9 protein-coding genes are annotated in these 14,535 nt (G+C 51.8%); 3 read left to right on the plus strand and 6 right to left on the minus strand.

From position 1 onward, the window contains the following. Positions 1–2: 2 nt before the first annotated feature. Positions 3–2,327, minus strand: a complete 2,325-nt coding sequence (locus tag AB7C91_RS04325) for a glycoside hydrolase family 2 protein (RefSeq protein WP_428589449.1) — start codon at positions 2,325–2,327, stop codon at positions 3–5. A 128-nt stretch (positions 2,328–2,455) separates the two neighbouring features. On the opposite strand from AB7C91_RS04325, the gene AB7C91_RS04330 reads away from it, so the two are divergent. Next, positions 2,456–4,114: a diphosphate--fructose-6-phosphate 1-phosphotransferase gene (locus AB7C91_RS04330; protein WP_428589452.1), complete on the plus strand. Its 1,659-nt coding sequence runs from the start codon at positions 2,456–2,458 to the stop codon at positions 4,112–4,114. Positions 4,115–4,156: 42 nt separating this feature from the next. Here the strand turns inward: AB7C91_RS04330 and AB7C91_RS04335 are convergent, their stop codons facing one another. Further along, positions 4,157–5,500 (minus strand): diguanylate cyclase domain-containing protein, encoded by a 1,344-nt coding sequence (locus tag AB7C91_RS04335; protein ID WP_428589455.1) that lies wholly within the window; start codon positions 5,498–5,500, stop codon positions 4,157–4,159. A 127-nt stretch (positions 5,501–5,627) separates the two neighbouring features. Between AB7C91_RS04335 and AB7C91_RS04340 the strand changes: the two genes are divergently transcribed. Then, entirely contained in the window at positions 5,628–8,126 is a 2,499-nt protein-coding gene (locus AB7C91_RS04340) for a beta-mannosidase (RefSeq protein ID WP_332446315.1), read from the plus strand. 114 nt (positions 8,127–8,240) lie between these two features. Here AB7C91_RS04340 and AB7C91_RS04345 read toward each other — a convergent pair whose 3' ends face one another. The 4 genes from AB7C91_RS04345 to AB7C91_RS04360 all read right to left on the minus strand — a co-directional run bounded on the left by AB7C91_RS04345 (position 8,241) and on the right by AB7C91_RS04360 (position 12,737). Then, complete coding sequence (locus tag AB7C91_RS04345; protein WP_332446316.1) at positions 8,241–9,599, minus strand: ABC transporter substrate-binding protein; 1,359 nt, start codon at positions 9,597–9,599, stop codon at positions 8,241–8,243. A 173-nt stretch (positions 9,600–9,772) separates the two neighbouring features. Further along, the gene (locus AB7C91_RS04350; protein WP_332446317.1) at positions 9,773–10,624 is read right to left on the minus strand and encodes a carbohydrate ABC transporter permease; all 852 of its coding nucleotides are present in this window, start codon (positions 10,622–10,624) and stop codon (positions 9,773–9,775) included. A 3-nt stretch (positions 10,625–10,627) separates the two neighbouring features. Beyond that, positions 10,628–11,536 carry a sugar ABC transporter permease gene (locus AB7C91_RS04355; RefSeq protein WP_332446318.1) on the minus strand — a complete coding sequence of 303 codons (909 nt, stop codon included), beginning with the start codon at positions 11,534–11,536 and terminating at the stop codon, positions 10,628–10,630. Next, a complete protein-coding gene (locus tag AB7C91_RS04360) occupies positions 11,529–12,737 on the minus strand; it encodes an ROK family transcriptional regulator (RefSeq protein WP_332446320.1) in 1,209 nt (402 codons plus the stop codon). The genes AB7C91_RS04355 and AB7C91_RS04360 overlap by 8 nt, the downstream gene beginning before the upstream one ends. A gap of 184 nt (positions 12,738–12,921) precedes the next feature. Between AB7C91_RS04360 and AB7C91_RS04365 the strand changes: the two genes are divergently transcribed. After that, positions 12,922–14,400: a beta-N-acetylhexosaminidase gene (locus AB7C91_RS04365; protein WP_428589462.1), complete on the plus strand. Its 1,479-nt coding sequence runs from the start codon at positions 12,922–12,924 to the stop codon at positions 14,398–14,400. Positions 14,401–14,535 lie beyond the last annotated feature (135 nt).

A 14,535-nucleotide genomic window follows, 5' to 3' on the forward strand; every position in this document is an offset into this window, starting at 1 on the left:
GCCTAGACTACCGTAAAGCGGACTTCTTTGTCACCCAATCTGCTGTGAACCCTCACCACCGCTTCGCCTTTCAACCCCTTGGTCCTGACAAAAATTGCAGCACTCCCTCCAAGCGTCGTATCCTGCTTTGGACTGACAAGTTGTACAAGCTCATTGGTATCGACGGTATAGGGGATGAATGCATAGGGCAGTGCAAGCGATTGCCCCGGACGTCGGATACGAACCCGTATTCGAGCCATAGTCCTCCTTCCGAACTCCTCAGACAAGGTGGTGCCCATGCTTTCCAATTCCATGACCGGCCCGATCGTTGCACAGATTGTCTCGGTGGCTGCCACCACTCCGCCCACCAAACCTTCGAGCTTCCAGGTTCCGCCTGCACTCCCCCAATTCCCTACATACTTGGAAAACAGGGCGACTGCATCGGCATACTTGAGATGATGAAGCCCAAGGAACAAGCCCATTTTCAACGTGTCAAACACCGTAAGCTTGCCGCCCTGCCGTCCAACCTTGGCAAGCAGGCGAGCCAGAAACGGGTACTCCCACCGATGAAGATAGCGTTCCTGTTGCAAGCGGCCTCCGATAAGGTCGCTGATGAAGAGAGGTGGATGGGCAAGATGGGCGTAGTGCTTTCCATCAGGACTGAAGGTACCGACCTCAACGCCATCGAAGGAAAGACGGACCTGTTCGCAGTTGGTGGCTACCAGCAGCGGATCGAGCATTGCATTGGGGAAATCACCTCCATCCAGACTGGAGAGCAGGCACACCATCTTCGGCTCCTCCCTCTGACTCGTGAAGACAGAAGCCGCCGCTTTTTCATTGCGGTACAAATCAAGCACCCCATGATGGCAGATCTGGTCGCCGCTTCCAAAGTCCGCATGGGTGAAATAATCATGCATACACCATCCGATGACTCCGGACAAGCCATGCACGCGGTGCGCATCTTCCAGGATCTGATAATACCGAAGCGCATGTTCCGTCCGTTTCTGCGGACCATCATAGGTTTTCACCGGAAACATATGCCCCATGCATTCCGTCACCAGATAGGGATCCGAAGTCTTGCAGACCGAACGCTTGGAAAGCAACGCCCGCCCTTTTCCTGCATAGGAGAAATCGTTGAAGGTATATACATCCTCGAGCAGATGACTGTGCCGGAAATTGCGGACACCTCCAGTCATGCGGGTTTCATCAAGTGCATGAGCCAATTCATTGGATGGCTGATACAGCGCATCATCATCCATGGATTCATTGATGCGGACGCCCCACAGAATGATCGAAGGATGGTTGTAGTCACGCTCTATCATCTGTTTCACTGCATCCAGGCATGCTTGCCGCCAGCTTTGCGAATCCCCGATATGCTGCCAACCGGGGATTTCCTCGAATACCAGCAATCCTAGCTCATCACAGGCATCCAAGAAGGAGGGATCCTGTGGATAATGGCTGGTACGGACAAGATTGATGCCGAGAGCCTTCAGCTGTACGACATCCTCCCGTTGCAGCGAAGCTGATGCAGCATAGCCAAGATAGGGGAAGTCTTGATGACGGTTCAATCCTACCAAAAAGAGGGGCTTGCCGTTCAACAGGAACCCGTCCTTGGTAAACTTTGCCGTTCTGCTGCCGAACCGTATTCTCCTGCAATCCTTTTCCCCCAATCGTACTTCCAATGTATAGAGACGGGGTCGGTCAACCGACCAGGTCTCAAGCGAAAGGTGTTCCAGACGCAACGTGAACCGGCCTTCGGCGACCTTGGTCCCGGCCTTTCCCAACCTTGTGGTTCCATCATACAAAACCGCTTCCACTGGAAGGTGATCACTGTTGACCGCACGGCCCTTAAGTATGACGCAATCCGATGTAGGACTGTCCAATCCCAGAAACGTGAACATCGTTTCTTCATGTATAATCAGTGTCACGGTTCGGTAGATGCCGCAAAAGGTTAGGTAATCCACGGTATTGCCGAAGGGCGGGAAGGAGGGATCCTCCGCTGCATCGACGAGTATGGTCAGGACGCAAGCATTTCGGTTTGCCAGCTCCACGATGCAAGGCAGGTAGGCACCACGGCTCTCGGCGATTTCGCTGCCGTCGATGAAGAATTGGGCACGATTGGCAATGCCTTCAAAGCGAAGGGTTGCCGACTCCCCTTCCTTGAGGTGCAGGTCGAGGTGTTTTCGATAGGTGAAGCGACTACAATGCGCTCCCTCTTCCTGGTACGAAGGGGTGAACATGACAGGGCTGTGGGGAAGGTCTATGGCAACAAACGCATCATCGTTCTGTGTCAGGCACGATCCCGGTGCAAAGAGCCAATCTGTATCGAAGGGAATTTCTTGGTACATGCTTTTGTACCCCCTGTCTGTTGTATACCAGTCTGTTGACCTCCATGCAAGTGCAGATGCTTGAAACAGAGGCACTTTTTGTTCTATGGTTAGTTCGTTCAGACACCATTTTTCAGTAGGAGTTCAGCATGGACATTTCCCCTTTGCAGCAAGTACGGTATGCCTATCAGCCAAAGCTTCCCCCCATTTTGCGACAGAGCATCACCAGCGTTGTCCCATCCTTGGGTGAAGCAACCCAGACAGCAACCGACCAAGAGGCTATCAAGGCCCTGTTCCCCAATACCTATGGTCTTCCACGGGTTTCCTTCGTAGAAGGCGAGAACAAGGACATCACCAAGCGACGCAACATCGGGGTTATTCTCAGCGGGGGTCAGGCCCCCGGCGGCCATAACGTCATCAGCGGTTTGTACGATGCCTTGCAAGCAGCCAATCCAGACAATACCTTGTACGGGTTCAAAGGCGGTCCATCCGGTATCCTCGAAGATTCCTACCAGATCATAGACGCATCCTTCCTTGAAACCTTCCGTAATACCGGCGGTTTCGACATCATCGGGAGCGGACGCACCAAGTTGGAAACCGAAGCCCAGTTCGAAGTCTGCGCCAAGGTCTGCAAAAGCCATGACATCACTGCCTTGGTAATCATCGGTGGTGATGACTCCAATACCAATGCGGCGGTACTCGCCGAGTATTTTCTTGCAAAAGGTCACGGAATCCAGGTAATCGGCTGTCCGAAAACGATCGACGGTGACCTTAAAAATGAGTTCATCGAGATTTCTTTCGGCTTTGATACGGCCACCAAGACCTACAGCGAATTGATCGGAAACATCGAACGCGATGCGAACAGTGCCAAGAAATACTGGCATTTCATCAAATTGATGGGACGAAGTGCCAGCCATATCGCATTGGAATGCGCCTTGGAAACCCAGCCGAACATCTGCCTGATCAGCGAGGAAGTCGAGGCGAAGCAGCAGAGTCTGGTCAGCATCGTCGACTCCATTGCCAAGGCAGTTGCCGACCGTGCGGCCGACGGGAATAATTTCGGAGTTGTCCTGATCCCCGAAGGTTTGGTCGAGTTCATCCCTGAGATCAAGACACTCATCGAGGAAATCAACTCCCTTCTGGCAAAGGAAGAATCCACCTTCAATGCAATTTCGGACAGCAACGAACGGATCCAGTTCGTCCAGGATCGCTTGAGCAGCAAATCCAAGCAGGTCTTCACCATACTGCCCGAAGAAATTCAGAAGCAGTTGCTGATGGACCGTGACCCCCATGGAAATGTTCAGGTGTCCCGTATCGAGACCGACAAACTGCTCGCCACCATGGTCGAAACCACACTCAAGCAGATGAAGGCGGAAGGTCGCTATACCGGCAAATTCAGCAGTATGACCCATTTCTTCGGATATGAGGGACGCTGTGCGTTCCCCACCAATTTTGATGCAGACTACTGTTACAGCCTTGGCTATAATGCCTTTTTGCTGATCGGCGGCGGTTTGAGCGGCTACTTGTCCTCGGTCACCAATCTTAGTCAGCAGGCAGAAAAATGGAACGCCGGCGGTATTCCCATCACCATGATGATGAACATGGAAGTCCGTCATGGAACGAATAAACCGGTTATCAAGAAAGCCTTGGTGGAATTGGAAGGAAAACCCTTCCAGTACTTCGCCGAACATCGCGACAACTGGGCAAGAACAACGTCCTTTACCTATCCCGGGGCGGTACAGTACTTCGGACCAGCCGAAGTGTGTGATCGCACCACAGTCACCCTGGCGTTGGAACAGGGGCTCTGAGCTGCATAGCCAACCAGGTTGCTACGGCAACCTGGTTTCTTTTTATTCGGTGCACAACCTTCCTTTTCCTTCCTGTTTCGCCCGGTACAACCGTTGATCGGCGAGATTGAACAATCCTTCGTAGGTATCGCCTTCACGGGGGAAGAAGGAAACACCCATGCTCACCACCATCGGAAAGGATATCCTGGCTGATCGGAAATAGGCTTGGGAAATTGATTGATGCAACGCTTTGCACAGCTCCTGTGTTGCACAGTTCCTGAAAAGGAAGATGAATTCATCGCCTCCGTACCGTGCGAGAGTGTCGGTTGCTGCCAGGCTCCTGTTGCATTGCTCCACCAAGGAAAGCAGTGCCTGATCCCCGATAAGATGGCCGTAGGTATCATTGATTTGCTTGAAGTTGTCCACATCAAGCAGAGCGAGCGCGAACGGGAAATCCTCGGCGAGGGCATGTCGCAGGACTTCCTCGAATCCCTTACGATTGAGAAGGTTGGTCAAGCCGTCCCTATGGATGCGTTCTTGAAGAAGGAGATACCGTTGGTGCCGGTGATAGATGACAAAACCAATTGAACATGAGACGAACGCACCGAGAATCGTATACAGCAAAAGGGGAACAGAATGCCCCATCCAAGGCTGTTTCGGTGCGATGCTCATGGTACCTCCCAGCATGGATACCGATACGTCCATGGTGACAGCATCGCTGTCCAAGACAGCAGGATCGCCCCATTCATAGGTAGCCTGTCCGTCGACATGGGAGAACACCATGAAATATTGGTAATCATCCGAAAGTGCATCTCCGGTGATCATCTGCATAAGTCGGTCGAAATCAAAATACAAATTCAACAGAATCGACGACGCTCCCCCCTCATCCAACCTTGTCCTGCATACGAAATACCGGGAAGCTCCCTGATAGCGTATGGGGCCGTCCAGCACCACCGTATCCATGGCCTGCACAGCAGCAAGATGCTCTGGAATCAGAACAAACGCATTCGGATCCAATGCATCCGCTGTCTTGGGGAAAAAGTCCAGAATTTCCGACTGGCGCATGATCGTGGCTAACACAAAGGATGATTGAGTTTCTCTGAGAAATTGCAGGTAGGTATCATAGTGGGAAAGGTCGAACATGGTGCCATTCTGCAAATCTTCCTCAAGCCGTTGGGCGAAGAATGCGGTGAAAGTCTGTTCGCTACCCAAGAGGAGGTAGAGATTCTTGCGAACTTGCAACAGAGCATGCTCAGCCCTATGCTTGGTATTCTCGATCAGACGGTTCTTCCACGTTTGGGCGAGTATGCCGGTGATCAGAAGCAAGCAAACAGTAACCAGTATTGCAAGCAGCAAAGCCGATGCTCTTCCCTGTTTGGTTTTCGGTTCACCCGATCCAATCTTCACTTTGTATCCTTTCTACATTTCAAATATGTTGTAGTATAGTAAGCCCTGCAGAAGTGAACAAGGATGGTACCCGCTAAAGCAGCACAGCAGATGCAGGCTGTGATATACTCGCTGAAGGAGGATGTACATGCAAACCATCGATATCAACGGAGTGTGGGAGCTCTCCCCAAGGGATGCTCTCGCCATAGCTCCGTATTGTTCCTATTTTCAGAGTCATCCGACCATTCCCTGCACCCTTCCGGGGGATATCCATTCAGCCTTGCTGGGACAGCAACTGATACCGGATCCGTACATCGGTACGCAGGAACTGGACATCCAGTGGGTCGGACAACATGATTGGGTGCTCAGCAAAACCTTTGATGTATCTGCATCATTGTTGGAGAACAGCCTCCCCGTCCTCACCCTGACCATGGCCGATACGATCATTGCCGTCACACTCAATGGCGAGGAAGTGGGATTTTGCGACAACCAGTTCAGACGATGGCGATTCGACCTTTCCAAACACCTTCGGGAAGGCGGCAATACGATCGAGCTCAGGTTCCGCAGCGCCGAACAGGCAGCGATGGAAAAAGCGAGGGAATTGCCCTATCCAATTCCTTACTCGGTCTACCCGGTCTCGGCAAAACACCGCAACCTGGTGCGTAAGACCCAGTGCCACAGCGGTTGGGATTGGGGTCCGTGCATTCTCAGCTTCGGTATCTATGAGCCGATCGAACTGGCCTTCGTCGACGAAGGCTTGATCGAGTCGGTGAATTGCGACACCACAGCCCGGGCGGATGACGATTGGCTTGTCACCGTCTCTCTCATCTACAACGCTCGGCAAGCAGCTGATCTTCCCTGCAAAGCCGTCATCGCTGATGCCGTGCAGGAGGGCCTTGTCTCAACGCATGTCGGGTTGAACAAACTTACCTTTCACCTCTGTTGTCACAACGTTCAGCGTTGGTGGCCGAATGGGGAGGGCAAAGCAGTGCTCTACCCGTTGGAACTACAGATTGGAATGCAGACATACACCAAGCGTCTGGGCTTCAGGACACTCGAGGTACGGACCGAGGAAGACGTACAGGGTGGCAAGGGTATGACGTTTTGTGTCAACGGTCGGGACATCTTTGCAAAAGGAGCCAACTGGATTCCCATGGATGCACTGTTCTCGCGCATCAGGCATGAACGGTATGACCAACTTCTGCAATCCTGCGTGGATGCCAACATGAATATGCTCCGCGTGTGGGGAGGCGGGTTGTATGAAATGGAAGACTTCTATGATCTGTGCGATGAAAAAGGCATCCTGATCTGGCAGGACTGCATGTTCAGTTGCTCGATGTATCCAGCAACCCAGGAATTTCTTGGCAGCGTGGAAGCGGAATTGCGCTATCAGGTACCGCGTTTGATGGACCATCCCAGCCTTGCACTTTGGTGCGGCAACAATGAGGATCTGGGAGCCATCGGCTGGTATGAGGAATCGAAAGCGCATCCATACCGATACGTCGTCGATTACGACCGGCTCAACGAGGGAGTGGTCGGAAAAGTCATCAAGGAACTCGATCCAAAACGTACCTGGTGGCCTTCCAGTCCTTCCTCAGGTCCTGGTGATTTTTCCGACAATTGGCACAGCGACAAACGCGGTGATATGCATTTCTGGTCAGTCTGGCATGAAGGCAAGCCGTTTGAGCACTACTATTCGATCAAACCCCGGTTTGTCAGCGAATTTGGTTACCAAAGTTTTCCTTCCCTTTCCACAGTGGCCACCTACGCTCCAGAGGACATGTGGAACCTGACCAGCCCGGTTATGGAACACCATCAAAAGAATGACCGGGGTAATTCCATCATCATTGAAAATTTCAGCCGCTATTATCGGTTCCCCAACAATTTTGAACAGATGCTGTACCTGTCGCAGGTCCAGCAGGCTACTGCCATGAAAATGGCGATCGAGTACTACCGGACTTTGCTGCCCCACTGTATGGGAACGCTGTATTGGCAGCTCAATGACAACTGGCCGGTCGCCTCCTGGTCTTCCATCGACTATACGGGCAAATGGAAACTCCTGCACTATGCAGCCAAACATTTCTACAACCCGGCCTTGCCCATCGCCTATCAGAAGGAACCTGGGAAGGTTGAAGTCTATGTCGTAAACGATGCTCCCAGACCCATCGAGGATATGAAGCTCTCGGTCAAGTTCTGCACCTTCTCAGCTCAGAAGCTCGGCAAACAAGAGTACCGATTCACCTTGGAGGCGAAGACCAGCAATCATATCTGTACCATCGATTTGAGAAAGAAACCCAAACTTGATCCGAAGCGGACGTTCATCTACCTCAAACTCAAGAGTGATGACGTATATATCGAGAACACCCTGTTATTGGCAAAGCCCAAGGAGTGCAGCTTGGAGGATCCCTGCCTGAATACCGTTGTGGCCGAAGTGAACGGAGGCTTTTCGATCACCGTCAGTTGTACGAACCCTGCCTTCCAAGTGGCATTGGACGCCGGATCGATCAAGGGGGTGTTCAGTGACAACCTGTTCGATATCCGGCCGACCGCCCAGAAAGTGGTCTTCTTCAAAACCAAGGATGTATGTACCATCAAACAATTCAAGGACTCCTTGAAGGTGTTCGACTTGTATGGGAGCAGCCGCTGAAGGAGTGTTGCTCTGTACAGATCAGGTGACGAAAGAACGAGAAGATATTCATTTGATGCAGGAAGAGGACCGTTTGGTCCTCTTCCTGGTAATACGGTACTGCGTTGAGATTTCCTATTGGTTCTTCTTCCAGGTATCCCAAGCTTTCTGCACTTCGGAAGCAACCTGTGCCGGAGTCTTCGAACCAAGGCCGATCTCCTGCAAACCAGTGTTGATGACGTTATAGACATCACTGTGCAACACACCATCGATGACCGGGGTAATCGTGGTATAGGCTGCATAGTATGCGGCTCTCTTGGCGATGAACGGCTCGAGGTTCTTCTCTTTCACAACCTTTGCCACATCAACCTTGAGGTTGGAGGGGAAGGAAGCACCGGTGGTCAGGCGGTAGGTCTGTACATACTCGCCTTCCAAGTACTTGATCAACTTCCAGGCAGCAGCTTCCTTGGCCGAACCTGCAGGGAGGTTCGCACTCATACCCCAACCGGTTCCCACCACACCACTGTTGGAATTGTGGATAACTTCGCCGGGGAGGTTCGGAATAACCATGAGTTCGAAATCATTCTGCTGGGAAGCAGGGCTGATCAATGCCTTGCCGGTGGTGATATCGGTCTGGAAGGATGCGGTCGACCAGTCGCCGTCGATGTAGAATGCAGCCTTTCCTGCTGCAAAACTGCCGCGTGAGGAACCATAGGGACTGGACAGGCTGTTGCGGTTGATCATACCGGATTTGTACATGTCATCGATCAACTGCAGGGATTTCACGAACCAATCGTCGGTGAACTTGATCTGCCCGGAAGCCAGTCTCGGATACCAATCGGTACCGCCGAATCGGCCGACTACCATGGAGAACAAGCAGCTCTGCATTACCCATGCGTCCATGTTGTCCATGGCGATGAGGTCGATGCCCTTGGCTTTCAACGGTGCAACCATAGCCTTCATTTCATCATAGCTCTTGGGGATGGAGAGACCATTGTCGCGAAGCACCTTGGCATTGACATACAGCATATGGGTGGTGGTCAAGCCATTGGGCAGTTCACCAAGATATCCTGCAAACTGGGGAACCAAGACCGCCGGGTTGTAGTCACCAACCAAACCATCCTTCTCGAGGAACGGCATGAGGTCCTTCACGCTCTTGGTGGTATGCAGGCTGGTGGAACGTCCACTGGGCCACATATACAGGACGTCGGGTACCTGGCCGCTGGCAACGTAGGCTTCCGTCTTCTGGTGGAACGGCTCGTTGAACAAGTCTTCACGAACAATCTTGATGTCGGGATTCTCGGCGGTGAACTTGTCCCACACCATCGCAATCTCATTCGCGCTGTTCGGTTCGGACATGTCGATGTAGTTGAGGACCGTCAATTCCACCTGTCCCTTGGCGGTCGCCTCTTCCTTGGTACCCTGGGCAAAGACCGATGTACATGCCATCAGCAATGCAAGAGCCACTACGGAAAACTTCTTGAATCCAGTCATTTTTACCTCCTCATGACTTCTTCAACTCTACTGCGTTCAGGTTTCCCCTCCCGCTTCGTTCGTTTGTTACCACCCCGTTCTGAGGTGAAGAACACCCGTATTTTTAGTTCATACTTTGTACAAACTAATGCTACCATGACTTATATAGGCTGTCAAATAAAATTCAAACACCATTAGCCCTTGACAGCCCCCGCGGCTACACCCTTCGTTATTTCCTTTCTGAAGAACAAATAAAATACCAGCATCGGAACCAGTCCGATCACCAAGGCTGCAAACTGCTTTCCGAAATCACTAGATAGTGCTCCTGCAAATTTCTGGACCCCGACAGGAAGACTCTTGAGGACATCGCTGCTGGTCAGGATATTGATCAACATGAACTCATTCCACGTTCCGGTTACGGTCAGGATGGCCACCGTCACCCCGACAGGAGCGGCCATCGGGACAATGATCGTGGCAAATATCTTCAGATACGTCGCCCCATCGATCCTCGCAGATTCAACCAATGCATCCGGGATGGATTTGATGTATTCCGTCCCCAAGTAGATGCCCATCGGCATGGCTATCCCGATGTAGGGGATCAGGACTCCGAGCCGGGTATTATACAAACCAACCCAGTTGATGATCAAAAACAACGGCACCATGATCGACTGCAAGGTCAACAACAACCCGATCACAAACGAACCGTGGAGAACTTTCGTCGCCTTGTTGGGAATCTTGGCAAACGCAAATCCAGCCATAAATGAGAAGACCAGCGTAGCTACGGTGGTAATGCCCGTATAGATGATACTGTTGGTGATCAGCTGGGGGAACTTTCCCCGCACCCAGGCATCCTGGTAATTGACCACCACCCAATCCTTGGGAAGGCCCAACTTGTTCAGCTGGAACTCGGTGGTCGTCTTGAACGAATTCATCACCAGCCAAAGCAACGGATATATGGCCATAATGGTAAAGAAAATCATAACCATATAGGTTGCCACCAGCCCGATGCGGGCGCGCACAGACTTTGTATCCTTGATATCCCGCATCGGTTATTCCCTCCCCCCGAATTTGGCTTCCACCCATTTGGTCAAGCCGATCAAAGCAAAGCTGATGACTACCATCACCGTGCTGATCGAATTTGCCAAGGGATAATTCGGAGCACCCTTGAAAGCCTTGTCGAACATGTAGATCGAAAGGACACTGGTTCGGTTGGCGGGTCCCCCGGCGGTCATGACGAAAATCAGGTCAAAACTTTTCAAGGATCCACTGATCGCCAGGATCGCCGTTGTGACCAACACGCCAGAGAGAGCAGGAAGAATGATGTAGCGAAGCGTTTGTCCTTCACTGGCACCGTCGATGCGGGCTGCCTCGATTACAGCACTGTCGATCTTCTGCAAATTTGCTATGAAAATGATAAGATACATACCGGTATACATCCACAGGATGACGAAAAGCACCGGAAACATGGGATGATTCGAAATTCCATACTCATAGGTTGGATCGAAGAGCCGGATCAATTCCGGGAAGGCCCCGTAGGGAGCAAAGAAGGACTTCCAAAGAATGCCGATGACCACGGTGGAGATGACGGTGGGCAGATAGATCATCGTCTGGAAAAAATCGGGTTTGCGTACGATCCCCCGATAGAGCACGTAGGCGAGAAAGAAGCCGAGCGGGATTTGTCCGAATACGGAGACGAACACGATCCACAGGTTGTTCTTCAAAGCCAGAAAGAAGTATTCGTCGACGAACAGCTTCCCATACCATTTGAAACCGACCAAGCTGACCGGTTTTCCGCCGAACAACTTGCCCCCGTTGTAATCGCTGAGACTGAGGAAGACCGAGAACACCGTTGGAAACGCCATGACCGCAAAGTAGATCAAAAACCCGGGGAGCACCAAGGTCCAGTAGGCTCTCCGCTGTTCCCGGTGTGCATCGGCAAGCGTATGCGTCTTAGGCATGGGAGACCTCCATCCTAGGTTTCCGATAGGTCTTCTTCATCGGGTAGGCTTGCGCAACCACATCCTCCCAATCAAAATGCGTACGGCTCTCAATTTCCGACAGTTCCGGCACTGCAAACAACTTCTGCAGAAACATCATTGCAGCTCCTTTTGCCACGACCGACTCATCCTGCGTGTCGAAAATCAACTTGCAGCCCACCTTCTTGAGAATGTCCAGAAACTGCGGACAGGATTGCTCAAGCAGTGTCCTGATCTTCGGTTCATTGCTGAACGGTTTGCCGTGGATGAACAGCACCCGGGGATCAAACACGGAAATGATCGGCACCAATGAGCTGAACAGGTCGACCATCCAGACTTCCCAAGCCTGCTCATCCGAGACGGAACGGATGAGCAGATCCTCGGGGAGCCCTGTCTGCCCGATATTGCTCCCCCTCCAGCTGAGGGTGCACAACTCTCCGCTGCTGTGATGGCTGCCATGGTAGACTTTCCCTCCGATGGAAAGCCCGATGCCCACGCCGATCCCTGCACGATCTCCGAATTGATAGCTCCCTTCATGGTAATCGGCGATCATGCACATGAAATCACCAAGATTCACGTTACGGTTCACTGTCATTTCAAGCCATGCCGTGCAGTTTGCGTCATTTTCCGCAAATACCAGAACATCATATTTCTTTGCAAAAAAGGAATATATGTCATAATTTCGCAGATTGAACGGTTCAGCATACAAAATGATGCCGTTCTCGGCATCCACGATACCGGGAATGCCGGCGACCACTGCCAGCAACGGAATGTTCAACTTCTCCACCTGAGCAAGCACCAGATCCATCAGAAACGTCAGAATACCATCAAAATCCAATTCCGGAAGCTTTCCCTTGTCCTGATAGAGCATGGAACCGGTGATATCCAGGATTACCGCCCGATAATGGGAAGGTTGTATGTCAAAACCGACCACACAACCGAATCGCTCATTCAGTCTCAAGATGATCGGCTTTCGCCCTCCCCGGCTCATTCCGCTGCCTTCCTCGCCTTCGTAAACGACTTCATCATCGATCAGGGCGGATATGATATTGGTGACCGTCGACCGATAGAGATTCAGTTCTCTGGCGATATCAACCCTGCTGATGCCGGGACTTTTCCATATCAGCTGCGAAACCAAGGAGGTGTTGGCATTCTTTTGGAAGTTATTGTTGTTAATTCTCATACGCCTCTCTCTACTCCGTATTGAAGGTACTGGTTTGGATACCACTGCAGTTTGTTCGCTCTCTGTACAAACAAAGCCTACCATCCGCCATCCCAGCTGTCAAGCATAACTTTCTCGACAGATTTCTTTACTTTGTACAAGCACTGAACTTGACTTGCAGGCCAAGAGATGATAGGAAGAACCCATGCATATCAAGCCATATCGTGCAAGCGCACTACTCGTTCCTTCACCGAAACGAATCACAGATACGGAAGGAACTTTCATCCTTCATCGCGGCACCACCCTCTCTTGCGAACCGCAATTCAAGGTAATCGCATCGTTCGCCCGGGAAATTTTTTCCTGCGAAACGGAAGGCGATGATATCAAAATCCTCTTGGAGAGGGATTTGCAGGAAGAAGCCTATCGGTTGTCGATCACATCCGAATCCATCGTACTCGGGGCAAGTACGAACACAGGTGCGTTTCGCGCGCTCTCCACACTCAGAAAACTCGATCTGCTGACTACACACGAGCTTCCCTGCTGTGAAATCGAGGATGCGCCGGACTATGGTTGGCGTGGCTTCATGATTGACTGCAGCAGACATTACCTGAGCATTGAGTTTCTCAAGAAACTCATCGACACGGCATCCCTGTTCCATCTGAATCGCTTCCACTGGCATCTTACCGACGACCAAGGGTGGCGAATCCCCCTTGAAGGATGGGATCGGCTGGAGAAAATAGCTGCCCACCGCAGGCAGCTGCAATACACCGATGGACGCACCTACGGCATCATGTATACGAAAGAGGAAATCCTTGACCTACAGGCGTATGCACATCAACGCCATATACTGATCATCCCCGAGATAGAGACCCCAGGTCATGTATCCTCCCTTCTGGCTGCGTATCCTGAATTCGGATGCACTGCCGGCCCGTATGAGGTACAGGACCGTTGGGGGATTTTTGATGAAGTGCTTTGCTGTGGAAATGATGCAGTCCTCGATTTCCTCCGTGATGCGATCAAGCAGATCGCAGCACTCTTCAGTGACCCCTATATCCACATCGGAGGAGATGAATGCCCCCATACCGCGTGGGAGCACTGTCCGAAATGCCAGCAGAGGATGCTGGAGGCGGGTCTGAGCGAAGAACGACAATTGCAGAGTTGGATGACCAGCCAGATTTGTCAAATGGTGCACCAGGAGGGCAAGCGCCCCATCGGATGGGATGAAGTACTGGAAGGCACCGAGAAGCTGGGGCTCCCCCCGGATCTGATCGTCATGTCATGGCGAGGCAGTGAGGGAGGCATCCAAGCCAGCAAGCGAGGCCATCAGGTGATCATGAGCCCCAATACCGAAGGCTGTTATTTCGATTATAAACATACCGACAGCAAGGAGGAAATGGGAAACCTTGGAGTAAGTACCCTCACACAGGTCGCCAGCTTCTCCCCTGTTTCAGATTCCTTGGATGAACAAGCCAAAAAGAAAATCCTGGGAGCTCAGGCGAACCTCTGGACGGAGCAGGTGACCAGCAGCAGACAGGCCGAGTATTTGCTTTTCCCTCGCCTTTTCCTGCTATCCCAACAGCTTTGGAATACGCTGGATGACGCAAAAGGACTGGAAAAGCTTCCGATTCTGTACCAAATGTGTGAAAAACTTGGCTTGCTGTGCTATAAGGGTCCTGCAACCTGAGCTATTGCCATTCACTACAATGATATGGTATCACAGGGTAACACCTTCTGGTGGATTTTCTCTATGCAGGCCCGACTTCCGTTGGATGCGGGCCTGCCTTGCCCTCGGACACAAAAAAAGGACCAAGACAGCCGC

Origin of the sequence: Sphaerochaeta sp., assembly GCF_050256055.1 — a bacterium.
GTDB lineage: Bacteria > Spirochaetota > Spirochaetia > Sphaerochaetales > Sphaerochaetaceae > Sphaerochaeta.

Excerpts from the sequence above, each read along its gene's own strand:
- AB7C91_RS04325 (WP_428589449.1), bottom strand. The coding sequence starts at position 2,327 with ATGTACCAAGAAATTCCCTTCGATACAGATTGGCTCTTTGCACCGGGA.
- AB7C91_RS04330 (WP_428589452.1), top strand. The coding sequence starts at position 2,456 with ATGGACATTTCCCCTTTGCAGCAAGTACGGTATGCCTATCAGCCAAAG.
- AB7C91_RS04340 (WP_332446315.1), top strand. The coding sequence starts at position 5,628 with ATGCAAACCATCGATATCAACGGAGTGTGGGAGCTCTCCCCAAGGGAT.
- AB7C91_RS04345 (WP_332446316.1), bottom strand. The coding sequence starts at position 9,599 with ATGACTGGATTCAAGAAGTTTTCCGTAGTGGCTCTTGCATTGCTGATG.
- AB7C91_RS04350 (WP_332446317.1), bottom strand. The coding sequence starts at position 10,624 with ATGCGGGATATCAAGGATACAAAGTCTGTGCGCGCCCGCATCGGGCTG.
- AB7C91_RS04355 (WP_332446318.1), bottom strand. The coding sequence starts at position 11,536 with ATGCCTAAGACGCATACGCTTGCCGATGCACACCGGGAACAGCGGAGA.
- AB7C91_RS04360 (WP_332446320.1), bottom strand. The coding sequence starts at position 12,737 with ATGAGAATTAACAACAATAACTTCCAAAAGAATGCCAACACCTCCTTG.
- AB7C91_RS04365 (WP_428589462.1), top strand. The coding sequence starts at position 12,922 with ATGCATATCAAGCCATATCGTGCAAGCGCACTACTCGTTCCTTCACCG.